Here is a 26,260-nt window from a genome sequence, read left to right on the forward strand (position 1 = left end):
CCATCCGACCGGGGTCAACGCCTTGGTCACGATCTGGCGGAGGATGCCCTCCCTCGTCGGGGCCGTGATCGGTCGGCGGAGCCCCAGAAGCTCGTAGAGTACCAGGCCCAGCGAGTAGATGTCGGTGCGGTGATCGACGCGGAGCATACCGGAGACCTGCTCGGGGCTCATGTACATGGGCGTGCCGACCAGTTGACCCGTGTTGGTGACGGTCATGTCCTCGAAGAAGCGGGCGATGCCGAAGTCGATGACGTGGACACGGAGGTCGCGGTCCAGCATCAGGTTCTCCGGCTTGATGTCGCGGTGGGTGACGCCGCGTCCGTGGGCGTGGTCCAGGGCCAGGGCGACATCCCGCACGACCTCGCAGCAGCGACGGATGTACGAGGGCGAGGCGATCAGGCGGCTCGCCTCCGGCGTGATCGAACCGGCCCCCGGTTTCGGCTCAGCGGGTGGGGTGTCCGCCGCATAGGTCTCCGTCGTGCCGTCGAACCGCAGGGGCGGGGCGGTGGCCTCGCCGGGATGGACGGAGTCCAGGGTCATGCGGGGGTCGCTGGTCGCCGCGAGGCGATCGATGACCGTGCGGAGCGAGACTCCGTCGATGAACTCCATCGCCAGGTAGCAAACCTGCTCGTCCTGGCCGACGAAGTACATGTCGGCGATCGCCGGATGGTTGAGCCTGGCGGCGGCTTGGGCCTCCCTCCTGAAACGGGCGATGTCCGATTCGTGGTTGAGGGCCGAGCCGAGGATTTTGAGGGCAACTGTCCGATCGAGCGATAGCTGTCGGGCTCGATAGACGATCCCCATGCCGCCCGCCCCGAGGCGGCGTTCGATGCGGAAGTCGCCGATCTGGACGCCAGCTTCGAGGTCCATCCGCCGCTCACCTCGCAGATCGGGAGGTTTACTTCATCCCCGATGATACCCGCCGGCAATGGCTACGTCGCCGACCGAGTCGGCGGCGGGCTTCGGTCGTGCCGGCCGTGCCTCTTGTGCGAGCCGGCTTGACGAGCCTCGGCACGACGATATGCTTGTCGGCACGGCCCTTGCTAATACGTCTCTCATGGAGGAGAGACTACCAATGAACGACATGACTTATTTCGATCGCCTGGTCGCCTCGACGCGGCGGATCGCACGGCACTCCTGGCATCCCGGCAAGGAGAAGGCGATCGAACTGGCAGTTGAGGACATCAACGACCTCCTGGTCGCTGGCCGGATCAGCGTCCCGCAACGGGACGTGCTGCGGGGAATTCTGCTGGGGGGTCGCTCGAACGCGGCCTGACGAGGTCGGATGAAGGCCGTATGAGGTGCGACCGTCGAGTCGGGCGTTGGTTCCCTTTTTGGCGTCGGACGCGAAGCCTCCTGGCGTCGGCTTCACGGCGGAGCAGGGGCCGGAATCGCTCGATGGAAATGTCCACGGCCGACAGCACGGTGCCTGGACTCTCACGACCGACTTGCTCGCCCCCGAGTCATAGAACACGTCGTATCGTCGCCATTCGGTGAGGAAATCCGAGAGTGTCCACCGGGAGGAGGCGTCGGGATTCCCGTCGCTCTATCCCGGTGAACGCCGGAAGTCCGGCAATCCATCCAAGCCCGCCCCTGCTCCGCTCGTGGCGGCTCGGCCGAGCCGCCGCCGTCCACGTCACGGCTCGTTAACCAACTCCTCTATCAACTGTCCTTCATCGCTGCACGAGGTGACGACGTGCGGTTACGAACGCTGGATGGCTTTCCCTGCGGCCTGGCGTCGATGAGGGGGCACGCTGGCAATCGGTTCACCACTTCGCATCCGTGCGGTCAGCCTGATTACTTGGCTTCTACGTGGCCCTGACCGCGATCCATCCCGGCAGGGCAGTCGAGCCGACCGAGGAGCCGTGCAGACGCATTGCATCCACGCGTTCCGATCCACCGCTGCCGAGCGGCACGTTTCACCAGCAGCTATCAGCCGGTACGGCCTGTGCCACCTCGGCCATCACCAGCTTCCCCACGAACAAGGACCGTACAATGCCCCGACAGCACGGCCCCTGGACCATCCACGAGTCGAACCGGGTCTATCGGAACCCGTTCATCGAGGTCGTCGAGGACCGCGTGACCCGGCCTGACGGCCAGCCCAGCATCTACGGCACCGTCGCGATGAAGCCGGGGGTCGCCGTCCTGCCGGTCGATGAGGACGGCACGGCCTACCTGACGCGGGAGTTCCGCTACGCGATCGGCCGCGACAGCATCGAGGTCGCCGGGGGCGGCATCGAAGACGGCGAATCGCCGCTGGACGCGGCGAGGCGTGAGGCCCGCGAGGAACTTGGCGTCGAGGCATCCGAGTGGGTTGATCTCGGGACCATCGACCCCTTCACGGCGGTCGTCCGCAGCCCGTCCCACCTGTTCGTGGCCCGAGGTCTATCGCTCACGCCGACGGATCGAGACGGGACCGAAGTGATCGAGGTCGTCAAGGTGCCGTTCGACGATGCAGTGCGGAAGGTGATGGACAGCACGATCACGCACGGTCCAAGCTGCGTGCTCATCCTGAAGGCGGCGAGGGTGCTGGGGCGGTAGGGGTGGCACCGTGATCCCGTTCCCCCTGCCCCTCGCAGACGCGGCACGGCTCGATCCAGACTCCCGGCAGGCGGATCGGCTTCGACAGCATCGCGTCGGGCTTCAGCAGGGCCACTTCCCGCAGTTGGGCCAGGTCCATGCTGCCCGTGCAGACCGCCACGCGGGTCCTGAATCCCTCGGCACGCACCCGCTCCAGGATGGCCCGGCCATCGCCATCGGGCAGCTTCAGGTCCAGTATCAGGCAGCACGGCTCGGGTCCGGCGTCGAGCGACGTGAGCCCATCGGCCACCGTGCCCGCCACGCGGACATCCCATCCCGACCGGCCGTAGTAGGCCCGGAGGGAATCGCGGGGCCCCTCGTCGTCCTCGACGATCAGCAGCCGATGCCCGTTCATGTCGTCCACCCCGGAGATGGACCGACGAACCGCATCCTCCGTCCGTCAGCCGCGACCGGCACTCCCATCCATCGCCGTCGATGATAGCGTCCGGGGCAGCGGGAGGCGACTGTCAACCGCCCGCACCCTCGCAGATCGTTCCCCCAGAACGGCCTGGCAGCGGCGATGACCCTACGCCGTCACGACCCCACATGCCCGGCACAGTCGATCCGGGTCGGCTGGCTTCGGGAGCACGGCATCCGGCCGCAGGGCCTCCAATTCACGCAGCAACGCCTCATCCTGCGTCCCCGAGTGGACCACAACGCGGGTCGGTAGCCGTTCGTCGCGGACCTTCCGCAGGATGGTGTCACCCCTGCCGTCGGGCAAGTCCATGTCGAGGATAAGGCAGTCGGGCGGGTCGCTGTGGTCCAGGATGGCCACCCCCTTGGCGATCGTGGCGGCTTCGATCACTTCCCAACCGCGTCGGGCGAAGATTCGCCGCAAGGCGAGACGGGTTCCCTCGCTGTCTTCGACCAGCAGCATCCGATGCCCGTGCCCATCCATCACGGCGTCTCCAGTTCGTCGCTCCGTGGTGCGTCCGCATCGCTAAGCGGTCAAGCACATAAGCAATCTATGTGCCCGCCACGTTCTCGAACCCGGCGGATCGAGCAACACCGGACCCTCGGCGACGGTCGCTGCCCGGCCCGTCGGCCGCAGGATTCTCACTCTCGCGTCAGAACTCTGCCCCGATCTAACTTGCGGCTACTGCTCCAAGTCGATGGTATGTCACGGCATATGAAGAATTCGAATCGGCCGGCACGTGCCCTGCATCTGTCCCCTCCGAATCATCGGGACCCCCGATCGGAGGACAGCAACATGCGGACGATTCTCCTGGCGGGCCTGCTGGCCCTCTGCGGCACCGTGGCAACGGCACGGGCCGACGACTGGAAGGACGAAAGCGGAACGGGTCGGGGGTTCTTCCCCGGCGGTCCACCGCCTTGGGCCGGTCATGGTGAGCCACCTGATTGGGCACGCGGGCGTGGCGTCTGGGACGGCCACTTCAAGCACCACGGCGGCATCCCGCCTGGTCAGGCCAAGAAGCTGTTCCGGCCCGGCCACGGCTACGGTGGATATCCCCCGTACCCACCGACCTACCATGGGCATCAGGGCTGGATCGGCGTGCCGGGGCTGGACGCCGGATACGACCAGTGGCGACGGGACGCCGAGCGGTCCTATCGTCGGGGCGACATCCACATCCAAGGCTGGCAGCAGCGGCCCTACCCCTACCCCTACGTCCAGCCGGGACACGGCGATTATCCGCCGATCCCTTCCCCGTATGGGTGGCCGAGATAATCCGTGCGTCGTCGGCCCACCGGATCGTGCGGACGTGGCCCCGGTGCGGTGAAGGCGGGGTTCCTGGATGCCTTGCATCATGGCATCCTGATGCATCGACGCCCCTTGGCATCGTCCGCTGGCTATTTCCCCTTGCCCCTGGCCGCGAAGCAACCTCCGATTTCGGGGAGGAGAGATTCCCCGCCTCGTGGAACCACGTCTCAGATCGCCGACAGTACATGATTCGAGAGCAGCATCCGCCGCACGAGTGCCCCGCCGTCCTGCGAGACAACCTGGATGCGGGACGCCGGCAGGTCATAGCCGCCCACGCGGGCGAACTCGGCCTGGAACGTCTCGACCTTGCTCAGCCTGCCGGTCCCGGCCTCCCAATAGGTCACCGTGTAGACGCTCGGCAGGTGCTTGCCCTCGGCGTTCTCCGCCCCCAGCACGGTCACGATGGAGAACTTCGTGTCGCCCATCGTCCGGCTGACCTCTCGGAAACGATCCCCCTCGATGCGGTAAGTCGATGAGAAGCGGTCGCCCGTTGCAACAATGAGCCGCCCCAGCGGATGCTCGCCCTCGGCCTCGCCGTACTCGGCCTCGGCACTGAAGGGGCTCGGCCCCGCCCGCAGGTGCATGACCTCCGATCGGAGTTGGTCCGTCGCCCACTGCCGGGCCTCGCCCTCGGCGGCATCGACCTCGACCTCTCCGTCCGGCATGACCCGGACCATACCCTCGGTCCGCTCGCCGTTCATCAAGACGACCAGATCGCCCGAGAAGCCGGGGAAAGGCTCGGGCCAGGTGGCCCGATGTTCGCGGGCACGTCGAAGCCGCTCGGTCGCGGAATCCTCTCGGGCCATGTCCGACTCCTTGCAGTGACTCTGCCGCCTTATCTCCTCGATACGGTAGTTGATCCGCCGGCATCGGTCCACCGACGCGTTTCCTCGTCGGGGACCGGCGAGTCGCCGATCAGACGGTCATCAAGCTCCCCCCGCGAGAATGCGATGCGGCCGATGAGGTTTGGCGTCAGCGGGAAGCCTCCTTCGTCTGCTTCCCAGGCGGAGCAGGGGACGGTCGAGTTCGGGAACCGCTCGATGGCGAGGTCTGCGGCGGAACATCCGGCGTCCCACCGATTCGCCCCGCGTCGTGGCCGACCGGAGGCGGAGAATTGCCCGATCGACGAGTTGTTGGGGTTCAGGTCGCCGGCCCTATCGAGGACGCCCGGAGTCCGGCCTCTGGCTGATATTGTCCCCTGCTCCGCTCGCGGGCGACTCGGCTGAGCCGCCGCGACCAGTGTCGCGTCCGCCGATCGGGGACCGGGCACCCAAGGTGGCCGTGTGGGCAGTCGGCGGTCCCGCCGCTTTCGGCCCTGATCCCTCCGGCTTGCCGTCTCGACCAATCCCCTGACCTCGACGCCCTATTCCGTCGCAGTATCTCCGGTCTTGAGGTCGCGGAGTAGCTTTTCGCGGACCTTCGCATAGATCGCCGCGTCCAGGTCCCATCCCCGGGCGTCAGCGATCACCTTCTTGGTAACATCAACTCTCCGCTCGTGCTGCCACTTCTTGAAGATGAAATCGTCCAGCGTGACGGGAAACAGCACATCGGCATCAATCTTCCTCCTGCCCCGCTTCGCTCTTGCCTTCTCGTCCTCCTGAATGATGGCCCTTTCAATTTCACGATTGACGGCGGGGCTTTTGAGCGACGACTGGCTGGCGATCAGCACCAACTTGTCGTGCACGCGGATGGCCTGGTCGATCTCACCCCAGAGTGAGCGTCCTGTGCGGGCATCGTGATCCCACTTCCAACAGCGGATACCTGCGGCTTGGAGGTCGTTGTGTAGGCGGCTGGCAAACTCCTCGTCGGCGGTGCTGTAGCTGATGAAGCAGGAGTAGAACTGGTTGGGTTCGATGGCACCGATTAGGGTGGGGAGGTTTGCAATCCAAGCGTCGGGTAGACCGCAGCCGCGAAGGAATATGGCAGGAATTATTCCCCGTGAGCGGATGAGGGTGTCCGTCCCTATCATGCTCGGTGCCTGATGAGTGACGAGTTCAAGCCCCTTCGTCTCCGAGAGGTCCAAGGCCACAAGGATCGTGCTCAGACAGACGGAGTTGCTGAGGTCTGCCCCAGTTAGAACGGCTCCCGCAAGATTGGCCCCTGCAAGATCACTCCAATTCAGTTTGGCATTCCAAAGGAAGGCCGATCGTAGGTTTGCTCCATTAAGGCTGGTCCTGCGAAGGTTGGCTCCCCCGAGATCGGCGAAGCTGAGATTGGTCCAACCGAGTCGGGCACCTTCTAATGCCGAGTTGACGAGGCAGACTTCGCTTAGAAGCCCTGACAAAACCGGGTGAATCACATCACATCCTGGTGGAGGATACGGAAGCAGATGACACAGGCCGCCAGGGTCGTCCAGGCGTCCCGGATCACCCCCAGCCGGTCGTACCGCACCCGCATCCGCCGCAGGCCCTTGATCCAGCCGATCGTCCGCTCCACCACCCAGCGGACCTTGCCCAGCCCGCTGCCGTGCGGTGTCCGACGCTTGGCGATGTGCGGCTCGATGCCCATCCAACGCAGTAACGCCCTCGTCCCCTCGCTGTCGTAGCCCCGGTCGGCATACAGGTCATCCGGCAACTGCTTCGGCCTGCCCGGTTTGCCGGCGACGCTCGGGAAGTCGAGCACCAGCGGGATGATCTGGCGGTGGTCGCTCTCGTTGGCCCCGGCGGTGCGGATCGCCAGCGGCACTCCGGTGCGACTGACCATCACCGTGTGCTTCGTGCCCTTCCTGCTGCGGTCGACGGGGCTCGGGCCGGTCGCCTCGCCGCCGCCGGAGGCCCGCACCGTCACGCCGTCGACGACCACCGTGTCGGTCTCCAGCTTGCCAGCCTTGCGGAGCAGCCTCAGCAGGTCGGCATGGAGGCGGTCCCAGATGCCGGCCTCCTCCCAGGCCCGCAGCCGGCGATGGGCGGTGCGACCTGAGCAGCCGAGTTCCTGCGGGACATCCTCCCAGCGATTGCCGGTGGCCAGGACGAACCAGATGACACGCAGGGCGACCCGGTGCCCGATCGGCGGACGCCCGCCGTAGGGGCCGATGGCCGGTTCCGGCGGCAGGTGGTGGGCAACCAGATCGAAGAACTCGTCCGGCATGTGGGCGCTCGCCATGGTGGTGTCTCCTTCGGTTCGGAGGAAAACAGCACCAGGGCGCAAACTCCATGCCACACGGTTTTGTCAGGGCTTCTAATGCTACTCCGTTAAATCATACGAACGATCGACTGCTGCGGTTCGTACCGAGGGTATGAACCGGACCTACACCCCCGACTTAAACCCCGACGTCCTCGACCGCCTCGCCGCGTATGCCGCCTCCTTCCGCGCCGACTTCAACCGGCCCCGCCAGGCCGCCTGGTGCGGCGTCTACCTCCGCGGCCTGGTCCAGGACGGGGACCGCAAGAGCGTCGAGCCGATGGCCGCCCGCGTCCCCCTGTCGGAGGGGCTCGACGTCGCCGACCCCGACCAGGCCCTGCAGCAGTTCCTCGGCCAGAGCACCTGGGACGAGCAAGCGGTCCTGAGCCGCTACCGGGCCACGATGGCGGCGAAGTTCGCCGACCCGGCCGGCATCTTCGTGATCGATGACACCACCTTCCCCAAGCAGGGCACGCACTCCGTCGGCGTGCAGCGGCAGTACTGCGGCGCCCTGGGCAAGAAGGCCAACTGCCAGTGCGCCGTCAGCGTCCACTACGTCGCCCCGAGGGGGCACTACCCGCTGAACATGCGGCTCTACCTCCCGGAGGGCTGGCTGGCCGACCCGAAGCGACTGGATAAGGCCAAGGTGCCCGAGGCCGAGCGGCGGTCGCTGACCAAGGGTCAGATCGCCCTGGAGTTGCTCGACCGCATCCGCGCCGAAGGGCTGCCGGGCGGGCTCGTCGTGGCCGACAGCGGCTACGGCGTCTCGGGCCCGTTCCGCGACGGCCTGGCCGAGCGGGGCCTGCACTACGTCGTCGGCGTGACCGACGAGATGCTGGTCTTCACCGAGGAGCCGAGGTGGGACGAGCCCAAGGCCGGGACGGGCGGGCGGCCGCAGAAGCGGCGTCGCCTGGCCGAGGGCTCGCCCCGGCCGGTGGGCCTGAAGGAGCTGGCGGCGCGGACGCCGCGCCGGAAGGTGACGTGGCGGGAGGGGACCAAGGGCCCGATGTGGGGCCGATTCGCCTGGCTGCGCGTTTGGCCGGGCCAGGGATGGGCGACAGGCGATTGCGCCGGGGCGGAGCCGATCTGGCTGCTGATCGAGGAGCAGGCCGACGGCAAGCTGAAGTACGCCTTCAGCAACCTCCCGGCCGATACCAGCCGGATCCGCGCGGTGCGCCTGTGGCGGAGTCGCTGGCCGGTGGAGCTCGGGTACCAGCAGATGAAGGAGGAACTGGGGCTGGACCACCACGAGGGCCGCTCGTGGCGGGGCTTCCACCATCACGCCTGCCTGGTGATGTTGGCCTTCGGGTTCCTCACCCTGGAGCGACGCCGAGCCCGTCGGGGGCGATCCCGGCCGGGCAAAAAGGGGGAGGCCGAGCGCCGGTGATCACGGTGCCGGCGATCCGCCGGGCGTTGCAGCGGCTGCTGGCGCCGGTCAGCCGGCCGGACTGCGCGCACTGCCGGCCCTGGCTCACCCGCTCCAAGACCAAGCTAACGGAGTAGTACTAAGACGGGGACAGCAACAGCCCGTTGTACGCGTCGAGTCGCTCCCGATTATCCGAGTCTCGCCAGGGCTTGATGTGCGACGCCCGTAGCAGGACGGGCAGATCGAGACCGGTGACGGCACACCGCCCGCCCCAGACACTCATCAGGCTGTCGCGGAACTGTCCCTGACCAACTCGGCTCAGGACGAGGGCACGCCGCTCGGTCGTATCCGCGACCGCCCTCTCGATCCCCTCCTCGATCGCATCCGTAGCCGACGCGGCATTCGTGTCATCGACGCGATCGAGGAGGAGGCGTCCGGCCCGGGGAGGCAGGCTGAAGAGATAGCCTTGATTGCCCGTGCCGAACCTGTTGAGCGGGGCGTATCGCTCGGGCATGAGCGGCTGCAACTCGGCGACGACCTCCGCGATGGTGGGCGGCTCGGAGAGGTCGCGGTACTCGACATCGACCCGCCTGCCCGCGTCCTCCCACAGCCCCTCGCCCATGCCGCCGGGCCTTGGACTGTCGTAGGCGGCGGTCTTCGCCACGGCCACCGCGACGATCCGCCCGCCGACGTAGGAGAAGATCAGGTCGCCGGGCCGGACCTCGTCCATCGTCGCCCAATGGAAGGGCGTCAGCCCGGCCTCGGTCTGATTCGGTGCCCAGAGGAAGCCGCCGTCTCGTTCGTGCCGGTACGTCTGGTTCTGGCTGACCCACCAGTAGGCCATCGTTGATCCGCTCCCGAAATCCCCCTGCTCCACTTCCCGATTGTCCCGAAGCAGCGTGCAAGGTTCAATGGAGGCGTGGTTCGTATCGTCTGCGAGCGAGGCCCTGGCCGTGAAGACCGAGCCGACGACTTACTGGACGTTCTTCTGCAATCCGCGACGATGGCAAATCGACGATTTTCTTCGAAGTCACCGGGACGAGGACGATTATCGCGTCATCGACTGGCAGGCCACGTGGTTCGCCCCCGGCCAACTCGGGGTCGTCCGCGTGGGCGTCGATACGCGTACGAGGGGCCAGCTTGCGGGGAGGCGGCGGCTGGAACCCGGCATCTACGCGATTGTCCAAGTCGTCGACTCGCCGAAGCTGAGGCCGAATTCGACCGACCCCTATTGGCTTGAGGCACCGCCCGAGGGCGGCGAACACCTGGCCGTCGACATCCGATACATCAAGAATCTGCTCGATCGGCCCTTGCTGCTGGAGTCCCTGAAGTCCGACCTCGCCGTGACTGATCGCTTCCTGCTGGACGGCTTCCAGGGTGCCTCGATGCCCCTGGACCCCGGCACGTTCCACCGGATTCTCGACCTCAGTGGCACCGAGCCGCACGCATTCGACGCCGAGCCGGGCGATTCGCTCGCCGACTTGGAGCGGAGGTACGCCGGGGCCTCGCCCGAGGTCAAAGAGGTGGTCAGCCGCCACATCGAACGCGGGCCGGTGGCGGCGAAGGTCAAGGAGGCGACGGGCTACCGCTGCCAGGTCTGTCTGGCCCTTGGCCAGAATCCCTTCTCGTTCCGCAAGCGGGACGGCGAGCCCTACGTCGAAGCCCACCACGTCACGTTCGTCTCGCGGCTTGAGCCGGGGTCACTCGGGCCGTCCAACATCATCACGGTCTGTGCCGACCACCATCGGCAGTTGCACTACGGAATCGTCGAATTGGCCAAAGACACGGCCGAGGAGTTCGTCTTCGTGATCGACGGAGTCGCTCTCCGTGTGCCGAAGATCAGCCATATCGCGGACACTGCATGAGGGTCATGCCGGGTTCGGCGTCGGCGAGGAGCCTCCTCCGTCGGCTCCTGGTGCGGAGCAGGGGCGGCTCGATCGGTCTACCGCCCACATCACTCGACCCCCGCTTCGTCAAGCATTCGAGAGGCCCGCCGATCCCGTCCAGCACGCCTCAGACCGGGATCAACTGCCGCACCGACGGCTATCCTCCCAGCGACTCCTGCCCCCCCGGCTCGGCGAGCTTCTGGTCGGACGGCTCGGCCTCCTTCGTCGGACGGAGATCACCGCCCGCCTCCGACGGGAACTCGTAATTGAGGATTGACTCGACGAGCAAAGTCCCGAAGGGCGGCAGGTTGCCCTCCGTCATGCCCGCATGACGCTTCAGCGTCGCCAGCAGTTCCTCCTTGCCCCGCTGGGTGGTCAGCATCTCCCGCAGCTCGGTCTCTCGCTGATGGCGATCCATGATGGGTCTCCGGGAGTTGTGGTCGCGTGATCGCAGGGCCTTTCCTCGGGTCGGGACGACCCGCAAGATCGGGGCCGGCCCATTGGTGTGGAACTGACATTGCGTCGTCAAACGCCGGCCCCGGCACGGTCACGCTCGCTTGCGGACCAGGACTGCGGCCGATCGGGCCATCGCCGCCCCTGCTCCGCCGGCGGCTCTTCGAGCCGCCTCACCCCCTACGGGATACGCGAGCGGCGGCAAGAAGCCTGTTGCCCGCATGGCAATCGGCATCTTGCTTGCAGGCCGAACTTTGGGGGTTCCGTCGCACGCTCACGACACCCTTGAGGATATCAGGACATGGCGGCCAACCCGATCAGCGACCTGATGTACGACTGGCTGACGGTCCTCCAGTCGAAAGCCGAGGGGCTCAACGCCTACGAGAAGTACATCCAGGACGCCCAGAAGGAGAACTCGCAGGAGTGCGTCGAGATGCTCCGGCGGCTGCACGAGCAGGATGCCAAGCAGGTCGAGCAGATACGCGACCACCTGGTGCAGATGCTCTCCAAGCAGCAGGGCAAGTCGAGCCGCCCCGTGGCGGCCGGGAGCATGCGGCAATCTGAAGGAGGGGGATAGTCATCATGGCCGACACCACCCGAACGATCTCGGGCTTCGCCTGGCTCATCTCCCCGTTGGGGGCCGTTCACGCCGGGCCGGCCGAGGAACCACTCGCCCCGGAGGAGGTGGTCGACGCGGGGCAGCCGGGCGATGACCTGCTGGTGATGCATCGGCTCACCGAGCGGGATCGCGGCATCCCGAACCGCCCCGAGGGGTCGGCGTTTCTGGTCATCACCGGGACGACCTCGCCACCGATCGTCCGCGAGGGCTGGCGGGTCTTGCCCGCCGACTTCTCCTCGGAGTTCGCCGTCGAAGGGGATGCGATCCGGCTGCGGCGGGGCCTGGGTGCGATCAGCGTTGCGGCCCCCGGGACCGCCCTGGAGGGCCAGAAGGTCTTGGAGTGCGAGTTCGACGTGAGGGATTGAGTCGATGCCGGCCGGATGTCGTGCCACTGCCAGTCCGGCCCCGCAGATCGATTGCACACTGAGGAACATCCCATGCTGGAGATCATCCTGCTGGTCGTCCTTGTCCTCGTCCTGTTGGGTGCCCTGCCGACCTGGCCGCACAGCCGCCAGTGGGGATACTACCCGAGCGGGATCGCGGGGACGCTCGTCCTGGTGCTCCTCGTCGTCTTGCTCTTGCGGTACGTCTGACCCCAGGCCGCATGCCGCTCGCCGGAGGCGTCGCGGGCGGAGCAGGGGCGAGGGGTTAATCACCCTGCCGGGTTCGATGCGGTCGGACGCGACCTCGGACGAGACGGCGACATTCCTTCGAGGATTTCCACATTTCTTGATTGTTTTGGATCGACCCGGAGGATATCATCCAATTGTCGGCCAGGACGCACGTCGCCAAGGCAGCTTGAGCGGGAGGGTACCATGCCGGAAACCGTTGTTCATTTCCAGATCAGGATGCCCCCATACCTGCACGAAGAACTTGCCAGCCGGGCGAAGGAGCAGAAGGCGTCCCTGAACGCCATGGTCGTCGAGATACTCCGCGAGGCGGTGGAGTGGCATAGTTCGAGCGACGGGCAATCGGACGGCAAGGCCCGGATGTGATGGTCCTGCACGCGGATCGGCGATGGGGCAGGACGCCGGTGTAGGCCCCGGACGGCCTGACGGTGACGCATTCCCCCAACCGGCTGAGACGAGTATGGTCCGCAAGTCTCGGCCCCGTGCGACTCGTCGATTCGGGTTGATGGGATGGGACGCCCGGGACGACGTGATCTTCCACGGCGTTTCGGAGGACCACTCAAGCTCAGGCGGCTCACCATGGGCGACGACACTCGCGGCCGGAAGGGGGTCGATCCGGCCCCGTCGGGGAGTTCTGCCGGCTTGCTCGGCGTCGCGGTCATTTGCATCCCTGTCGGATTTCTGGCGTTCGGATTTACCTCTTCACCCCGGACAGCTACGGAATCCTCTCCCTGCCGATTGTCCTCGTGGGCCTGATCGGCAGTCCCAATTCCCTCCGTCGCAGACGGCCGCGTCAGCGGGACGACCTTGATGCCCCCGACGCCACGTTGCCGGACCGCCCCATGAAGGTAGATGAGGTGTGAAACCGCATGAGCATCCTTGCAGCCGACCAATTGATCGGCCGTTGGAGCCCCCTGGATGCCCCCAGGACGGCCCGCGACGAGCACGGCTGCGGATTTTGCCGTCCACGCAGTACGGTATCTACAGGGCCAGCAGTGGCTCCTGCGGGTGACGTGCCGGATTGAGACGGACGATGGCCAAGATCGGGGAGTTCGCCCGCACACGAAAACGCTCGCGTCCACGCTCCGCCGGACGCGGAGCGTCGGAGCAGGGGCGGGGGAGTCCGTCCATCGCCATCCCTCCAGCGAAGTCCGCCCGGATCGCCAGCGAGTTCCCGAGTCCGTCGACTCGCCGCCACCCGGCAATCTGGCATCAAGGCCACCGGTGATCGGACTCATCGGACTCGATCCGGCTCCGGCGGCTGATCCGAATCTCCCGGCATGCACCGGCCCGCACGCTATGCTTGTCGGTCCAGGGATCGCATCCGGATCGGAGTCACCCCATGCTCTTGGCCGTGCGAGCCACCGCCACCTACGAACTGCAAGACGAGTCGTTCGCCTTCCTCATGGTCGAGCCGCCTCTGAGCGGGGCGAGACATCGGGTCGTCGAGGAGCGGCTCACGACCACCCCGACGCGATCCTGCGAACTGCGGCGTGACCTCTACGGCAACCCCCAGAGGCACCTCATCGCCCCGAAGGGGCGGTTCTCCTTCGAGTTCTCGGCCACCGTCGAGGCCGACCCGAACGCCGAACTCCCCGAACACGCCGCCGAACTTCCGCCCCACGAACTCCCGGCCGAGGCGTTGGTCTACACGCTGCCGTCCCGGTACTGCGAATCGGACCTGCTCGGCCGCATGGCCCAGACCGAGTTCGGCCGCCTCCCGCCGGGCGGAGGCCGGGTCCGGGCTGTCGCCGAGTGGGTGAGGGGGCACGTCGAGTATCGTTACGGGACTTCCGGCCCGACCACCTCGGCCCGCGACACGGCGATCCAGCGGGTGGGCGTCTGCCGCGACTTCGCCCACCTGGTCATCGCCTTCTGCCGGGCGTTGGACATCCCGGCCCGTTACGTCTCGGGGTATGCCTTGGGCCTCGAACCGCCCGATTTCCACGGCTTCGTCCAGGTCTACCTGGGCGAGGCGTGGCACAACATCGACGCGACGACGGGTTGCCTTCGCCCGGCGTTGGTCCCGATCGCCGTCGGCCGCGACGCCGCCGACGCGGCGATGATGACGCTCTGGACGCCGCACGAGGTGGTCGAGCAGGCGGTCGAGGTCCGCCGGGTCGCCGAATGACGCGGCCCGCCCGACAGGTCGGCCGGGCCGCCTCAGGGAGGCCGACTCCCATCCTCAAGCTTGACGCATCCGGAGAAGTCCTCCCACGTCCATCCCGATGGGGAATGCAGCTTCGGACCGTCGAGTCATGGACGCCCGGCAGAGCCGGGCGTGCGAGTCAGGGGCGACTCGATCGCCGTTCGCCCTCTCTCCCGGTCGATGGGCACTCTCCTCTGACGGTACGGGCGATCCCCGTTTAGCGTCGATGATGCCCGGCTACCAGATGGACGGATGCCGACCTGCCCGCTCGTGTCCGGCCGCGTCACCGACTGCCTTCCAGCCGATCTCCGCCCAGGCGGCGGCCTCGGTCGGGCCTTCGCCCCGGAGTTTCTCTCCATCCCGCTCGGCGAAGGCGACGAACCAGGGCGATCCGTCCTGGGCCATCACGCGGGCGACGGCGGTGGTCCAGCCGAGCAGGTGAAGCCCGGCACGCAGTGCCGGGATATCAATCGAGTGTCCTTCGTGCATACACATCCCTCCGAGGCTGGCTTGGAAGGACATGCATACACGTCGCGTGCCATCGCCGACGGGGCGTGCGGAGGAACGCTCATCCTCGCCCCTGCTCCGCCCTCGGCTCATCCGAGCCGACGCCTCCTCTCGGCGGAAGCCAAGCGAACGAGGAAGGACCACCTGGGTGGTGTGGCGGCCCGCTCACGTCCGATCGCCTATCCAACGGCCGGCGGTGTAGGATTCGCGTCCCGCTCGGTGCGGGCGGCGAAGTGCCGGGCGGCGAGGCCGCCGAACAGGGCCAGGAGCAGGGCGAAGAGCGAATGGCCGACACGCTCGAAGGGCTCAGAGCGGCCGACCTGCATGAGCGTCAGCGGCTTGACGAGCGACCCGTCGACGACACGCCGAATGGGCGAGCCGAAGTCGATCCAGATCGAGTCGGTGACGCCGTCCCGATCATGGTCGGTAGCCAACTGGGTGATCGTGGGTACGACCGGGACGCCGCGATGCAGGTGCTCGGCCGAGTTGGCCAGCAGCTTCTCCGTCACCAGATGCGGCCGGATCGCGGTGGCGGCGAACGGCCCGTAGCAGAGGGCCAAGTAGCCGAATCCGAACGCGGCGAATCCTGTGAAGAATGCCCGCCGCCGCCCCCGGCTGAAGGCCGCTCCCAGGGCGGTCACGCCCGAGGCGAGGATCGCCGCCGTGAAGACGAGGCTGGCGATGACTTCGTCCGCATGGCGGAGTGCCGCGAACGCGATCCCGGAGGCGGCGACGAGGGCGAGCAGGGCGGCGATCGTGAAGCGGGGTCGCATGGGGGAGCCCCCCCGACGGGATTGGGAGATGACGAATCGATGCTATCCCGGGCTCCGTCCGGGGATCAACGAAGAACTTCGTCTCGGCATGCGATTTGGATGTCCGGGCTCCTCACCCCCATCGGGGCCATCGCCCGGCCGGTTCAAGGAGCCTCGCATGCTGGAGATCATCCTGGTCGTCGTCGTGCTCTTGCGGTATATCTGACCCCAGGCCGCATGTCGCAACGCCGGGGGCGTCGCGGCGGAGCAGCGGGGGCTGATCGCAGCGAAGTCGGTCCACCCCTCACTTCTTCCCGGTCGCGTTCCACCTCGGCGGATAAAACACGAACGTGGCCAGCACGACCAGGCCGAACAGCGTGTAGGCCGTGATGAAGGCCCAGGGCGGCAGGTCGAAGAAGATCACCCGGTGCACCCAGTGCTCGATGAAGTCCGTCCCGTAGATGTCCTCCTCGCCTGCCAGGCGTCGGAGCGTCTTCTCCAGGGTCGTCAGCGGGCAGACGATGCCGAGCCACGCCTGGAGGACGACGATGCCGATCATCGCCAGGTGGACGATCCGGAACCAGAAGTTGCGTGCCCAAGGCTTTCCCATCGCCAGGCCGGTCACGATCGCCACCAGCCCGAAGACGACGAAGGCGACGTAGGAGGCGTGGGCCAGGGCCACGGCGTCCGCCGCGAGGCGATACAGGGACATGGTTGCCTCCCGCAGACGTTGACGGCCCCTGCTCCGTGGCGGCTCATCTAGCCGCCTTCTCCACGAGGGTGAGGCACTCGAAAGAGACCCCGCCGATCACGGTCGATGCGGTCGCCCCTCCACTCCGCTAGCCAATACAGAACGTCAATGGCCTGCCGTTCGACATGCGACCGGGAGATCGGGACGGAGACGCCCGGCAGAGCCGGGCTTGCGGAGCAGGGGCGGAGGCAGAAAAGGTCTGACCTGCCCCTCTATCTTCGAGTCTGGCCAAGCCAAATCTGATGGAGGGTTCCCCCGGTTGCCAGCATGACAATTCCCAGCAGCAGGCCGGCGATTACAAATCTGGAGGTGTATTGAGTGATTTGCCTGGAAAACAGGAACATGGATGAGACCGATCCAATAATCAGCAGGCCACCGCCCACCCAGCAGGTTACAATTGCGATCGTCCACTTGCCCAGCTTCCGGTCGGCCACGAAGTCCCTCCTCAACCATCAGCATGTGCGACTTTGCCAAAGTCGGTGCGTGCTCGACTTCGGTACCATTCTACCAGAAGGTCTGCCTGCTCGTCAGCCTGGCCGGCGACGATGACTTCGAGCCGAAGAACCTGCTCTCCCCCGTCATCTTCTTCATGATCGGGGCCGTCCTCGGCTCAGCGACGGCCTGCACCTTCGCCCCCGGCCGCTTCCTGAGGGGAGCGGCCTGGCGGAAGTGAATGAGGCTGATCGGCACGGAGAGCGTCGCGGTGGCCCGGCTGGTGTGCCTGGGCTTCATGCTGCTCTTCCTGGGCTTCGTCTGGATGATGGCCTGGGCCGTGTGGTCGGACTTTCAGCGGGGCATGTTGTGAGGGCCGGGAACGGCCCTGCTCCCGGCTCGCCGGCCCCAATCCCCCGGCCGTCGAAGACGGCCGCGTCAGCGGGGCGACACGATGCCGAGACGCCGCGATCCCGGATCGCCCCATGAGGACACATCAGTTGCGACGCAGCACGCCTGCGGGAACGAACGGTTCCCGGCGGTTTTCGGTAGCATCCGGACCGGCGGGCGGATCAACTCATATTCTGAGGGAACAAGCTCCCGGTCCGAATGACTGGCGGCGAGGGTTGCCACGATGGACGACAACCGCGTGCGGGGCTTCATCACGCGTGAGCGATGGCTCCTCGGCAAGACCCCCCGGGAGATGGCCCGGCTCCTGGGCTTCCACGAATCTCGAATGGCCAGGGGGGCGAAGTTCTACGCCCTGCTGGCCCTTCCCTCGAATGATCAGTTCAAGTTCGCCGGCCATACGCACTGGCCCGGCGGCACGCCCATAGGTAGTGGCGTCGACCTATGGCCCGATGCCCACGCCAAGATCGATCGACAGTGGATGCCCGACCCGGAGACGCGTGCGAAGAACAACGTCCGCCTCTCCTGGCGGCTGACCGGCCCGGAGCGGCTCATCAAGGTCGTCACGCACGTGCAGCACGACGCGAACATGGAAAGCCTCGTCCAGTATCCGCCCGGTGCCGGCATCGAGCAGTGGAAACTCCTGGCTGAGTTGCCGGCAGTCCTGGTCGTCGACCTCGGCCCCGATGATCGCTACCGGCCGTGAGCCCCGATCCGGCCCGATGGACAATCGGGGGACTCGATGACCAGGAGTCGGATTCTCTCGGGAGGATTCGACCTGGGCGAGTACGCCTGCCGCCATCCTGGCGGCGGGGCGGCGGAGCAGGGGCGACGCGAGTGACTTCATCCATCACGATGATGGGCAACCCTGGGTACCGGGCCGGCCGGCCGGGCGTATTCTCGGGTCTGGTGCCGGAGTATCACTGCTTCCTCGGATGGAGACGGCGACATGACGGGATCACGATCGTCGATGCTGATTGCGGCGGTAGGGTTCACGGGTTGGCTGACAGTCGCGGGACTCGCACCGGCGACCGAGGTCGCGGGAATCGTGACCTTCGGGGGGGAGCCTCTGGCTACTGGCAGAGTGATCTTCCACCTCGACGATGGCGAGTTCGTCGGGAGCAAAGTCAGGGACGGCAAGTACTCCGTGTCCCGAGTCCCCGCCGGCCAGTGGCGGATCACGATCGAGGGCGAATCGATCCCTCCCCGCTACTCATCCGAGGATCGATCGGGGCTCGTCGCGGCGATCAGGGAGGGCTCCAACACCATCGATCTGGATTTGGCGGGTCAGAGTCGGCCGCATCCGTCCACGGCCGGCGATCACCCCTTGGACATTAAGCCTGTCCAGGCCGACTCGCCCCTCATGCCACGCTTCCAGATATCCGCCTGGTCGCACCCGGCGGCGACCCGGAATACGGGCGGCTTCATCGCCCCCACGTACGGGGCCTACATCCTGGACACACGAAGAGGCAAGGTTTGGCTGGTCAAGGAGGGCGGGAAACCGAAGCCGCTCGGGAGCGTCGAGCAGCAAACCCCGTCCCCCTGACCCTGTGGCTTACGCCCCCGATTTCACCCGAGGGGATGTCCCGGTGGAGCGGACGGGCAACCCGATGCCCTCGACGCCGCGTGGCCGGTCCGCTTCATGAGGGTAGATATGATATGACACCGCACGAGCATCCCGATGCCATGCCGCTCGACTCGCCCGGGAAACCCATCCAGCCAGTCCACAATCGCTCGCAAGACGCACGGACGCGGATTTTGCCCACCTCGCCTTACGATGCCCTACAGGCAACGTGGTGACCTCTGGGGATGACTCCCACGCCAGGGCGACCGACGACCCGAGGTGCCCGGGTGCGGTCGGCATCGCGGGATCGTGGGCGGGTGGCCCCGACACGTTCTGTCAGAGCGTCTCAGCGGCCTCCAGTGAGCACTTGTGAACTCCAGAAGCTCTTTTCCCGGTTGGCCGCTGTGAGGGCTTGCAGGGGCTTCTGGTGACCACCACCGCCACGGGGGCGGGTTGTGCGGAGCAGGGGGCAGACGAGGCTATGCTGGTTCCGGCGGCTCGCCGGTGAACATGTATTCCTTGGCCTTCCGCTTCGTGTAGCTGAACTCCTCATTGACGCACCGGATGATCCCGTCCTTCACAAGTAAGCTGACGATCCGCGACACGGTCATCTCGGACTTGGCACCCAGCAACGCGGTGATTCGTTTACGCGGCAGGTAGAACGGCTCCGGGTCGGTGTGACGGGACAGGTGCCAGGCGATCGACGCGACGATCCTATACATTTGACCCGGATTGTTGCTCAACGGGAAGGCGTGCTCAGCGGCTTCACGCACCGCCCACGCGAAGATGTCGTCGCCCTCGGCCGTGCGGACCTTGGGCCAGCAGTCCAGGAAGGCGTACCAGTATTCCTCGACGGGTCGACCGGCACGTTCGCAGTAGGCGGCGACGGCCCTTTCAAACGGCTCCCCAAGGCCACCCGTGATCGTCCTGAGCCGACGGGCCAGGAGGAAGGTGGACTGCCAATCTGGCAGGTTTCCGTGTGAAATAGCCAACTCCACCGCCAACTCGATGGCCCTGGCCTCCAAATCGGGCGTCAGGGGTTCAAACTGCTGGACACCCCCCTCCCCCCCCTTTCCTGTGTAAAGAGTTCCTGAGTTCTCTTGTATACTCCTGATATTCTGGTTACTCGTGATGCCTCTGACTAACAAGGGAGGAGTTCGAGACGCCAACCCCTCGATCGCCCTCCGCAATGTCGACTGCCTGTAATCTTCCCTGTCTTTCCATTTTGCCCTCTTTGCCAAGTCTGACCTATTGAAAATCCGTTCGATGCGTGCCTGATCGGGACCGATCTGAGAGGCCAGTAGGCCACAGAGGGCGAGGTCTGCCTCGGAATCGGAGTCGTATCCCGTCGTATCCCCCTCCCAGAGCTTGGCGAACGTGCTCCCGAGGACTGCCGGAAGCACTTTGACCAGGCTCTCGTCGTCTGTGCGGCCCTCTGCGGGGCCGGAGACTCCCGAAAGACCCTTTTCAGGGGTTTCGCCGAACAGGCGGCTGTGGAACCCTTCTAGTGGTCGTCCGCTATTGAGTTGCCGGGTATAGTCGGTGCAGTTTGATCCGGGCATCCGCCGTGGTGAACTGCCACCGAATGCCCACCATCCGCTCGTTGCGGTCCTCCTCCCACGCCGCGACCTCCCGCTTCAGTTCCTCGCTCGACCCGATCCGCCGGTCCAGGCACTGCCTCGCCAGCACCGACAGCTCGATCTCCGCCATGTTCAGCCAACTCCCGTGCTTCGGCGTGTGGTGGATCTCCAACTTCCCGGCGATCCGACGGGCCCGCTCCGGCGGGAACGCCTCGTACAGCGAGGCGATCTTGTGCGTGTTCAGGTTGTCCATCACCAGCACGACCTTCTCCGCCTCCTCGTGCACCTCCTCCACCAGCCAACGCACCACCTCGGCGAAGTCCAACGCCGTCCGACGCTCGGTGACGTGGACCGCACGCCACCCCAGCAGCGGCATCGTCACCATGAACAGGTTGGCCGTCCCGTTGCGGACGTATTCGTGATCGAACCGCTCGAGCCGCCCTGGCGCTGCCGGGATCGGCACGACCGTCTCGCCGATCAGTTGCTTGCTCGCCTCGTCGAGGCAGACCAGCGGTCGCGTCTCGTCGTAGGGCCGGTGGTAGACCTCCAGCACGTCCTCCATCGCCGCCACGAACTCGGCGTTCGCCTCCGGCGGGATGCACCACTGCTGCTTCAGATGCGGCCTCAGTTCGCTTTTTTCAAAGAGCGGCGCACCGTCTCGTCGGAGATCGAGGGGACGATCTCCAACTCGACGAGCTTGTCGGCCAGCAATCGCATCGTCCAGGCCTTGCGGCCGTCGGGGGGCTCCGAGCAGGCCAGGGCGATCAACTTCGCCTCGGCCCGGCCGTCGAGGGCCCGCTGGCGGCTGGGACGGGCCTGCGTCTTGCGGACCAGGGCGGCCTCCAGGCCCTGCTCGACGAACCGCTGGCGGACCCGCTCGATGGTGGCGACAGAGACCTCGACGGCCTCGGCGATGCGGTCGTCGGGCCAGGCGGGCCCGCCCTCGGCGGCATCAGCCTTGAGGAGGATGCGGGCATGGGCCAGTTTCAGAGCGGAGGCCTTGCCGGCGGAGATGAGATCGAGGAGGGCCTGGCGTTCGTCGGCGGTGAGCGTCACGATGTACTTCTTCATGTCGATGCTCCTGAAGCGGTTAGGGCTCCAGGAGAACCGATTGCAGCCCATCCCTCAAGTCGTCAGTGGCCGACCACTAGGGCCTCCTGGCGAGCTTCTATCGTCGTCGGGGTGTCGGGCAGGTGGTGCCCCGTTACGGTGAAGTAGCGATCCCGGCAATAGACCTCGATGTTGCCCTTTCTCTTGCCCTTGACCCCCGGCAAGCCGCCCCGGACGAACAGCTTGACGCCGGTCCCGGAGGGCGACACCTCCGTATACGAGTTGATCTCATCAACGATCGACTGGGCCCAGGGCTCCAACCCTCCCGTGGTCGCGTCGCGGCAGTCGTCCAGGTCGATGCCCGCGAAGGGGTCGCTCTCCGCGAAGGCGAAGCCGACGCCGGCGAGGTCGCTCCGCTTGCGGGCGGCAGCGAGGGCCTCGTCGAAGGTGTGCCACGACGCCGGGTCGGTGGGGTCGATCATCTTCCCGTCGCGGCAAGAGACGGGGGGCTTCCCCCATTTGGGCTCTCCTTGCCGATCCCGGCTGATCCGGCCCTTCTTGTCTCTCCGTTCTCGGTAGTCCCATCCCACCCATTGGGGGAGGGCTTTCATCGCTCCCGGGATGGCCTCATCGCGGACCTCGGGTGCTGCTGGCTTCTGTTGCTGTGTCTTCGGCATGATCCTGCTCGCGGACGCCCGGCCTGGTTGAGCCCGGACGCCCGCTTACTCCTCCATGGATGAACTATCACCGTCGCCGTTAATGCCTGTGTCGGCGGGACTTTTCTGCGGTCAGTCATTTGAGGGATTGATCACAGGACCATTCGGCCAGTTGCTCCGCCAGATCATCCTGGAGTTGGCCCATAGCCCACTCTCCGATCTCCTGGGCGGCGTCCTGCTGCTGACGCGTGGTCATCGCTCGCCCCTCGGCGACGCGATCCGGGAGATGCAGCAAATCGTCCAGAAAACCACGGAGACTCCGCTCGATCTGCCCTGCGACATCCCGGCTGATTTCGACGCCACCGTGCTGCAGGTATCCGACGATGTCTCGCAGGGCGGGGATCAATACCTCGTCGAGCGGATCGGCGATGTGCCCGAAGATGCAGGCCAAGGAATCTCCGTTGATGATGCACGCCTCGAACTGGATCTGGAGTTCATCGTCCACCGTGAAGGCGTATCTCTTGAGCCTGGGGAAGGCACAGTTCGGATCATCGGGCATGAGAATAATCGTCTTGCGTGCGGCACCGGCCCGGCGAGGCACCGGCCCGCCAGCGATCCCCTCTCCCGCGACATCAAATACGTCGTCCATCGTGTCGTATCCCTCCGTGCTGTAGGTCCGAGTTGGGCTCGCCGCTCACACCGAAACGCAACACTCAGATGCGTGCACGCAATCTGATTTCAGCTAGTAACTCTCGAAGGGATGCAAGACTGGGACGAGATGTTCTAAAAGAACACCCCTTTGGCGGCTCATTCTATTCTAACAATGCATTAGACCGCGTCTATTCTGGCTTTATGTATACCAAATTTGACCGGTCTGTGACTGTCAGGAGGCCATCGATTCGTGCCCCATCAGGGACGATTGCCGGCCAGGGCATCATTCCAGCGTCATTCGAGAGGTTGCGTTCCCTGCTGCGTTGCGTAGAATTTCGTCATGACGATCGAGATAGAAGCTCTCAGACTGGCCCTCCTTCGTGCCGACGCCCTGATGAGGGATTTGACGGCCGAAGCGTTCCGTCGCCGGGACGATGACCTGACGGGGCGGCTCTTAGAGGCGGGCCGCTGCATGTCGGAGGTCTTCCGGCACATCGAGACGAAGCGTCCGGCACCAGCCGGGGATACGTCATCCTCGGTCGAAGGGCGAGCCGGACCCGCCGCCCACGCCGGACCCGTGCGGAGGGTGGCGGAGCTAGACCCGTCACTATCAGTGCCGGAGGGCTATCCCCGGTTTCACCGCGAAGGTGAGAAGCTGGTAAAGATAGATTGGTCGGGCAAGAAGCGGGTCGAGTATCGCCACGCCTGCTGCCTCGAAGACGTGGTGCTGCTCGCCTCCCGGCTCTGTCAGCGATCCCGGGCAGGGGAGCCGGTCAAGCTGAGCGAGATCACGCCGCTAGAGACCGACGAGGGCCGGCCGCTGCCGAACCACCAGGTCTATGCGGCGGTCGATTGGCTCAAGGAGATCGGGCTGCTCGAAAAGCACGGCCGGAAGGGCTACATGATGCCCGACGTGTCCGACCTGGAGGGTCGGATCGCGGCCTCCTGGTCCCGACTTCCCGATCAATCCGTCCCATCCGATGACACGCGACGGGACTCCGCCGCTTATTCTGAGCAAACTCCGACGCCGGTCTAGCGGCTCGTTTCGAAAATAGAATGAACTGGTCGGCATGCCCGCCCAGGCATCATAATCAATCCGCTCGCGGAGTCGGTCTAGCTCTACGCGGCTGTAGCGGTAGAGCTTCCCCCTCGGACCTTGCTCGACCCGCGTCGGCTCGATCTCGCCCCTGCGACGCCACCATTCCAGGGTCGAGCGGTGGATGTCGAGGTAGCGGGCGGCACCGCATGTCCCGATCAGATCGTCGTTTGTCTTCAGTCTCGGCATCGATTGCCTCCCATGCACCAGTTTAGACTCCTCCTATACGACATATACACCGGATCGACCCCTGAGCCGCTGATCGGTTCGGGGACGCGAGACGCCGGGGTGGCTGTTGCCGCGAGTCGCCCTATCTCCGGACGTGGAAGTGTTTTGTGTCGAGGAATCCCCGCGGCAAGAGTCGAGAGGAGCGTCGGGGTGACCACCCCCAGCCGCAACGACTGGCAACGAAATACCAGAAAGTCGCCTTTCCCGATGTGGTTGCTATATATGGGGATACGGGCGGCACCCTTGTCGCGGGTGCCGATTTGCGTTGCCGCGGATCGCAGTACAAGGGGAATCGAGGGGGTCGGTGGCGACGGCGAACAGACCCGTCGCCCCTGCTCCGCCCGCCGGCTGAAAGCCGGCGGACTCTCAAGCTCGCCCCGTGAAATGACACTATCACTACCACTTTGCGAGCCTCTTGATCGCCTCCGCCTCGCTCGCGGGCGAAGAACTCCTCCAAGCTGGCGGCCGGTATGCCCTTCAGCCGGGGAACGGAGTCGATTGGCCCCGTCGAGCTTCAGTGCCCGCGAGGAGCCGTGCGACCCAGCCGCCTACCGCTCCGGTCGCACCGGTGACCAAGATCCTCACTCGGTGCATTTATTGCGGAGGGTCGCGGCCCCCCATCAGAATGATGAATGCCCGAGGCGGGATATCACCCACAATGACCCTGAATCAGGGCGTGTAGGCTCGGAGACGCGAAGCTCCGGAAACAGCCACTAATATGCCTCACGACTATTGGAGCCAAGTATCAGGAACCCTCATCTCGTCTTTTATTCTTTCGTAATTGTTTTTTTCGAGGTGTTCTGGGTCGGCCAGACAAGCTTCCGCCGTTGCAAGTGATGATTTGATGGAATTTTCATAATGATAAATCTGAATGATCTTACCCCTTTCCCAATCTAACTCTGTTCCTTTTTTAGCTAGGCAGTCGCAAAGCGACAAAACTTCCCTATAGTTCTCCACCGCTCTTTCATAGTCCTTTTTTGTCATGAGAAACAATCCTCTATATTTCAAAGGCTAGATATAATCGAGTAGTTCGTTTTCCATGTTTTTGGAATTTCTCAAATTTCTAAATTTTGTGAATATCTCATTATAGAGGGCTGCTGCATCCTCCTCTCTTCCCATCCAATCATGGCACCGTGCCGCATTGCTCTTTGCCGTTGCGTTGAGGGGGTCGATGGACAAGACATCTCTGTAACAGCGAAGCTCCTCTTCGATAGTCTCAACTTTATGGTCTAGAGATGATTGGAGTTCGTCAATGAATAACAAGTGCAATGCGTGGGCTCTTGTCATCAAGAGTCTCACTGCATGCTGCCTTGACTCGCGTGCCTCAGAGAGTGCCTTCGACGCATCTTCGCGGGTAAGCAGCCTGAGCGTTTCGCCGTATCTCTGCCCGGCGTCCGCAATGATGGCCTTTGCGAGCCGGATTCGCCTGGCTTCGGCCTCTGAAAGCCCCTTGTGAACGTTGCTACGACCCTTAAACTCTTCTACCAACATCTTTAGCTTGCGAGTCAGTTCCCCAATCTCCCCGTCGGCTGCCCTGTAGTAGGATATAGCCCTCGCTTGACCATAGGCTTCGTGCGAGACGGCTATGATTCGCTTCTCTCTGTCGATGGCGTCTCGTAGGGCTTGTCCCGTCGCTGATATGTCATCGCGTAGTCTCTCTAGTTCCTGCTCTCTACCCGCGTCAAATGCCGCCAGAGCAACCAAGCAGAGCACCAATACCAGCAGAGACAAGAACGAATAATACAGATATTTTTGGCGACGTGCCCTTATCCATTCCTCCACGCTAATTGAGCTTGGGACGACCTCACCCAAGACTGTCCTCGTATGGGCGGGCCTTTGAGACTTGGGGACTCTCTCCAATCCTTCTAGGAAAGCCTGTAATTGCTTACTTCGTGACCACGCCCATATCCACGTAGCGATAGTGGTGATGTAGGCGACGAAGGCCAACGGGCTGCTCGCTGCTGCTGGAAGCGATTCCAGAGCAAGCCCGAAAAAATCCGGCCCATCCATTACGACGTTCCTCAAGAAAAATATAAATGCAATTATAAACGATTGCTTGCAAT

General features: G+C 65.1%; 32 protein-coding genes and 3 pseudogenes. 15 read left to right on the plus strand and 20 right to left on the minus strand.

What is annotated here, in order from left to right; translation table 11 throughout:
- Window positions 1-33 precede the first annotated feature (33 nt).
- Window positions 34-870: pseudogene (locus tag ElP_RS41510) on the minus strand (serine/threonine-protein kinase); the annotation flags it as partial.
- A 205-nt stretch (window positions 871-1,075) separates the two neighbouring features.
- On the opposite strand from ElP_RS41510, the gene ElP_RS35300 reads away from it, so the two are divergent.
- Window positions 1,076-1,276, plus strand: a complete 201-nt coding sequence (locus ElP_RS35300; RefSeq protein ID WP_145279515.1) for a hypothetical protein — start codon at window positions 1,076-1,078, stop codon at window positions 1,274-1,276.
- 719 nt (window positions 1,277-1,995) lie between these two features.
- Window positions 1,996-2,541 carry an NUDIX domain-containing protein gene (locus ElP_RS35305; RefSeq protein WP_145279517.1) on the plus strand — a complete coding sequence of 182 codons (546 nt, stop codon included), beginning with the start codon at window positions 1,996-1,998 and terminating at the stop codon, window positions 2,539-2,541.
- Here ElP_RS35305 and ElP_RS35310 read toward each other — a convergent pair.
- Together ElP_RS35310 and ElP_RS35315 are read right to left on the minus strand one after the other, a co-directional pair.
- Complete coding sequence (locus ElP_RS35310; RefSeq protein ID WP_145279519.1) at window positions 2,507-2,935, minus strand: response regulator; 429 nt, start codon at window positions 2,933-2,935, stop codon at window positions 2,507-2,509. The genes ElP_RS35305 and ElP_RS35310 overlap by 35 nt on opposite strands.
- 171 nt (window positions 2,936-3,106) lie before the next feature.
- Window positions 3,107-3,478 carry a response regulator gene (locus tag ElP_RS35315; RefSeq protein WP_145279521.1) on the minus strand — a complete coding sequence of 124 codons (372 nt, stop codon included), beginning with the start codon at window positions 3,476-3,478 and terminating at the stop codon, window positions 3,107-3,109.
- A 312-nt stretch (window positions 3,479-3,790) separates the two neighbouring features.
- Here ElP_RS35315 and ElP_RS35320 point away from each other — a divergent pair, with 312 nt between their 5' ends.
- Window positions 3,791-4,267: a hypothetical protein gene (locus ElP_RS35320; protein WP_145279523.1), complete on the plus strand. Its 477-nt coding sequence runs from the start codon at window positions 3,791-3,793 to the stop codon at window positions 4,265-4,267.
- Between the two features lie 200 nt (window positions 4,268-4,467).
- Here ElP_RS35320 and ElP_RS35325 read toward each other — a convergent pair whose 3' ends face one another.
- From ElP_RS35325 to ElP_RS35335, 4 genes and pseudogenes are all read right to left on the minus strand, one after another.
- Complete coding sequence (locus ElP_RS35325; RefSeq protein WP_145279525.1) at window positions 4,468-5,106, minus strand: DUF3386 family protein; 639 nt, start codon at window positions 5,104-5,106, stop codon at window positions 4,468-4,470.
- A gap of 557 nt (window positions 5,107-5,663) precedes the next feature.
- Window positions 5,664-6,329, minus strand: a complete 666-nt coding sequence (locus ElP_RS39095) for a toll/interleukin-1 receptor domain-containing protein (protein WP_231749916.1) — start codon at window positions 6,327-6,329, stop codon at window positions 5,664-5,666.
- Window positions 6,330-6,365: 36 nt separating this feature from the next.
- Window positions 6,366-6,599, minus strand: a pseudogene (locus ElP_RS39100) (pentapeptide repeat-containing protein); the annotation flags it as partial.
- Complete coding sequence (locus ElP_RS35335) at window positions 6,596-7,402, minus strand: IS5 family transposase (protein ID WP_145279529.1); 807 nt, start codon at window positions 7,400-7,402, stop codon at window positions 6,596-6,598. The pseudogene ElP_RS39100 and the gene ElP_RS35335, both read right to left, overlap by 4 nt.
- 133 nt (window positions 7,403-7,535) lie before the next feature.
- Between ElP_RS35335 and ElP_RS35340 the strand changes: the two genes are divergently transcribed.
- Window positions 7,536-8,807 (plus strand): IS701 family transposase, encoded by a 1,272-nt coding sequence (locus tag ElP_RS35340; protein ID WP_145267809.1) that lies wholly within the window; start codon window positions 7,536-7,538, stop codon window positions 8,805-8,807.
- A 118-nt stretch (window positions 8,808-8,925) separates the two neighbouring features.
- On the opposite strand, the gene ElP_RS35345 is transcribed toward ElP_RS35340, so the two are convergent.
- Window positions 8,926-9,630, minus strand: a complete 705-nt coding sequence (locus ElP_RS35345) for an HNH endonuclease (RefSeq protein ID WP_197447159.1) — start codon at window positions 9,628-9,630, stop codon at window positions 8,926-8,928.
- Between the two features lie 109 nt (window positions 9,631-9,739).
- Between ElP_RS35345 and ElP_RS35350 the strand changes: the two genes are divergently transcribed.
- The gene (locus tag ElP_RS35350; RefSeq protein ID WP_145279531.1) at window positions 9,740-10,651 is read left to right on the plus strand and encodes a hypothetical protein; all 912 of its coding nucleotides are present in this window, start codon (window positions 9,740-9,742) and stop codon (window positions 10,649-10,651) included.
- Window positions 10,652-10,829: 178 nt separating this feature from the next.
- On the opposite strand, the gene ElP_RS35355 is transcribed toward ElP_RS35350, so the two are convergent.
- Window positions 10,830-11,090, minus strand: a complete 261-nt coding sequence (locus ElP_RS35355) for a hypothetical protein (RefSeq protein ID WP_145279533.1) — start codon at window positions 11,088-11,090, stop codon at window positions 10,830-10,832.
- 336 nt (window positions 11,091-11,426) lie between these two features.
- Here ElP_RS35355 and ElP_RS35360 point away from each other — a divergent pair, with 336 nt between their 5' ends.
- From ElP_RS35360 to ElP_RS35380, 5 genes are all read left to right on the plus strand, one after another.
- Window positions 11,427-11,702 carry a hypothetical protein gene (locus ElP_RS35360; protein WP_145279535.1) on the plus strand — a complete coding sequence of 92 codons (276 nt, stop codon included), beginning with the start codon at window positions 11,427-11,429 and terminating at the stop codon, window positions 11,700-11,702.
- A 5-nt stretch (window positions 11,703-11,707) separates the two neighbouring features.
- Window positions 11,708-12,109, plus strand: a complete 402-nt coding sequence (locus tag ElP_RS35365) for a hypothetical protein (protein ID WP_145279537.1) — start codon at window positions 11,708-11,710, stop codon at window positions 12,107-12,109.
- A gap of 72 nt (window positions 12,110-12,181) precedes the next feature.
- Complete coding sequence (locus tag ElP_RS35370; RefSeq protein ID WP_145279539.1) at window positions 12,182-12,337, plus strand: DUF3309 family protein; 156 nt, start codon at window positions 12,182-12,184, stop codon at window positions 12,335-12,337.
- A gap of 222 nt (window positions 12,338-12,559) precedes the next feature.
- Window positions 12,560-12,739 (plus strand): toxin-antitoxin system HicB family antitoxin, encoded by a 180-nt coding sequence (locus ElP_RS35375; protein WP_145270862.1) that lies wholly within the window; start codon window positions 12,560-12,562, stop codon window positions 12,737-12,739.
- A 976-nt stretch (window positions 12,740-13,715) separates the two neighbouring features.
- Complete coding sequence (locus ElP_RS35380) at window positions 13,716-14,504, plus strand: transglutaminase-like domain-containing protein (RefSeq protein WP_145270861.1); 789 nt, start codon at window positions 13,716-13,718, stop codon at window positions 14,502-14,504.
- A 255-nt stretch (window positions 14,505-14,759) separates the two neighbouring features.
- Here the strand turns inward: ElP_RS35380 and ElP_RS35385 are convergent, their stop codons facing one another.
- From ElP_RS35385 to ElP_RS35400, 4 genes are all read right to left on the minus strand, one after another.
- Complete coding sequence (locus ElP_RS35385) at window positions 14,760-15,011, minus strand: hypothetical protein (RefSeq protein WP_145279541.1); 252 nt, start codon at window positions 15,009-15,011, stop codon at window positions 14,760-14,762.
- A gap of 197 nt (window positions 15,012-15,208) precedes the next feature.
- Complete coding sequence (locus ElP_RS35390) at window positions 15,209-15,802, minus strand: hypothetical protein (protein ID WP_145279543.1); 594 nt, start codon at window positions 15,800-15,802, stop codon at window positions 15,209-15,211.
- Window positions 15,803-16,085: 283 nt separating this feature from the next.
- The gene (locus ElP_RS35395; protein ID WP_145279544.1) at window positions 16,086-16,493 is read right to left on the minus strand and encodes a DUF2784 domain-containing protein; all 408 of its coding nucleotides are present in this window, start codon (window positions 16,491-16,493) and stop codon (window positions 16,086-16,088) included.
- A gap of 251 nt (window positions 16,494-16,744) precedes the next feature.
- Window positions 16,745-16,966: a hypothetical protein gene (locus tag ElP_RS35400; RefSeq protein ID WP_145279546.1), complete on the minus strand. Its 222-nt coding sequence runs from the start codon at window positions 16,964-16,966 to the stop codon at window positions 16,745-16,747.
- Between the two features lie 23 nt (window positions 16,967-16,989).
- Here ElP_RS35400 and ElP_RS35405 point away from each other — a divergent pair, with 23 nt between their 5' ends.
- The 4 genes from ElP_RS35405 to ElP_RS35415 all read left to right on the plus strand — a co-directional run bounded on the left by ElP_RS35405 (window position 16,990) and on the right by ElP_RS35415 (window position 18,918).
- Complete coding sequence (locus tag ElP_RS35405; protein ID WP_145279548.1) at window positions 16,990-17,205, plus strand: hypothetical protein; 216 nt, start codon at window positions 16,990-16,992, stop codon at window positions 17,203-17,205.
- The gene (locus ElP_RS40880) at window positions 17,206-17,337 is read left to right on the plus strand and encodes a hypothetical protein (protein WP_261344470.1); all 132 of its coding nucleotides are present in this window, start codon (window positions 17,206-17,208) and stop codon (window positions 17,335-17,337) included.
- Window positions 17,338-17,598: 261 nt separating this feature from the next.
- On the plus strand, window positions 17,599-18,078 hold the full coding sequence (locus ElP_RS35410; protein ID WP_145279550.1) for a hypothetical protein: 480 nt from the start codon (window positions 17,599-17,601) through the stop codon (window positions 18,076-18,078).
- A gap of 243 nt (window positions 18,079-18,321) precedes the next feature.
- Window positions 18,322-18,918: a hypothetical protein gene (locus ElP_RS35415; RefSeq protein ID WP_145279552.1), complete on the plus strand. Its 597-nt coding sequence runs from the start codon at window positions 18,322-18,324 to the stop codon at window positions 18,916-18,918.
- A 497-nt stretch (window positions 18,919-19,415) separates the two neighbouring features.
- Here the strand turns inward: ElP_RS35415 and ElP_RS35420 are convergent, their stop codons facing one another.
- The 4 genes from ElP_RS35420 to ElP_RS35435 all read right to left on the minus strand — a co-directional run bounded on the left by ElP_RS35420 (window position 19,416) and on the right by ElP_RS35435 (window position 22,871).
- Entirely contained in the window at window positions 19,416-20,498 is a 1,083-nt protein-coding gene (locus ElP_RS35420; RefSeq protein WP_145279554.1) for a phage NrS-1 polymerase family protein, read from the minus strand.
- Window positions 20,455-21,587, minus strand: a protein-coding gene (locus ElP_RS35425) for an IS630 family transposase (RefSeq protein WP_145268065.1) whose coding sequence is annotated in 2 segments (ribosomal slippage) — window positions 20,455-21,149 and window positions 21,149-21,587 — 1,134 coding nt in all. Because the reading frame shifts where the segments join, the coding sequence is not laid out codon by codon here. Before ElP_RS35425 ends, ElP_RS35420 begins: the two co-directional genes overlap by 44 nt.
- A 62-nt stretch (window positions 21,588-21,649) precedes the next feature.
- Entirely contained in the window at window positions 21,650-22,048 is a 399-nt protein-coding gene (locus ElP_RS35430; RefSeq protein ID WP_145279555.1) for a hypothetical protein, read from the minus strand.
- Between the two features lie 310 nt (window positions 22,049-22,358).
- Window positions 22,359-22,871, minus strand: coding sequence for a hypothetical protein (locus ElP_RS35435; protein ID WP_145279556.1), 513 nt, complete (start codon window positions 22,869-22,871; stop codon window positions 22,359-22,361).
- A 588-nt stretch (window positions 22,872-23,459) separates the two neighbouring features.
- Here ElP_RS35435 and ElP_RS40320 point away from each other — a divergent pair.
- Window positions 23,460-23,909 carry a hypothetical protein gene (locus ElP_RS40320; RefSeq protein ID WP_231749904.1) on the plus strand — a complete coding sequence of 150 codons (450 nt, stop codon included), beginning with the start codon at window positions 23,460-23,462 and terminating at the stop codon, window positions 23,907-23,909.
- 72 nt (window positions 23,910-23,981) lie between these two features.
- Here ElP_RS40320 and ElP_RS41515 read toward each other — a convergent pair.
- The 3 genes and pseudogenes from ElP_RS41515 to ElP_RS35450 all read right to left on the minus strand — a co-directional run.
- Window positions 23,982-24,158, minus strand: a pseudogene (locus tag ElP_RS41515) (helix-turn-helix domain-containing protein); the annotation flags it as partial.
- Between the two features lie 768 nt (window positions 24,159-24,926).
- Window positions 24,927-25,181: a hypothetical protein gene (locus ElP_RS35445; RefSeq protein ID WP_145279558.1), complete on the minus strand. Its 255-nt coding sequence runs from the start codon at window positions 25,179-25,181 to the stop codon at window positions 24,927-24,929.
- A gap of 27 nt (window positions 25,182-25,208) precedes the next feature.
- Window positions 25,209-26,009, minus strand: coding sequence for a tetratricopeptide repeat protein (locus ElP_RS35450; protein ID WP_145279559.1), 801 nt, complete (start codon window positions 26,007-26,009; stop codon window positions 25,209-25,211).
- Between the last annotated feature and the right edge of the window lie 251 nt (window positions 26,010-26,260).

The sequence above is a fragment of the Tautonia plasticadhaerens genome (genome assembly GCF_007752535.1).
Taxonomy (GTDB): domain Bacteria; phylum Planctomycetota; class Planctomycetia; order Isosphaerales; family Isosphaeraceae; genus Tautonia; species Tautonia plasticadhaerens.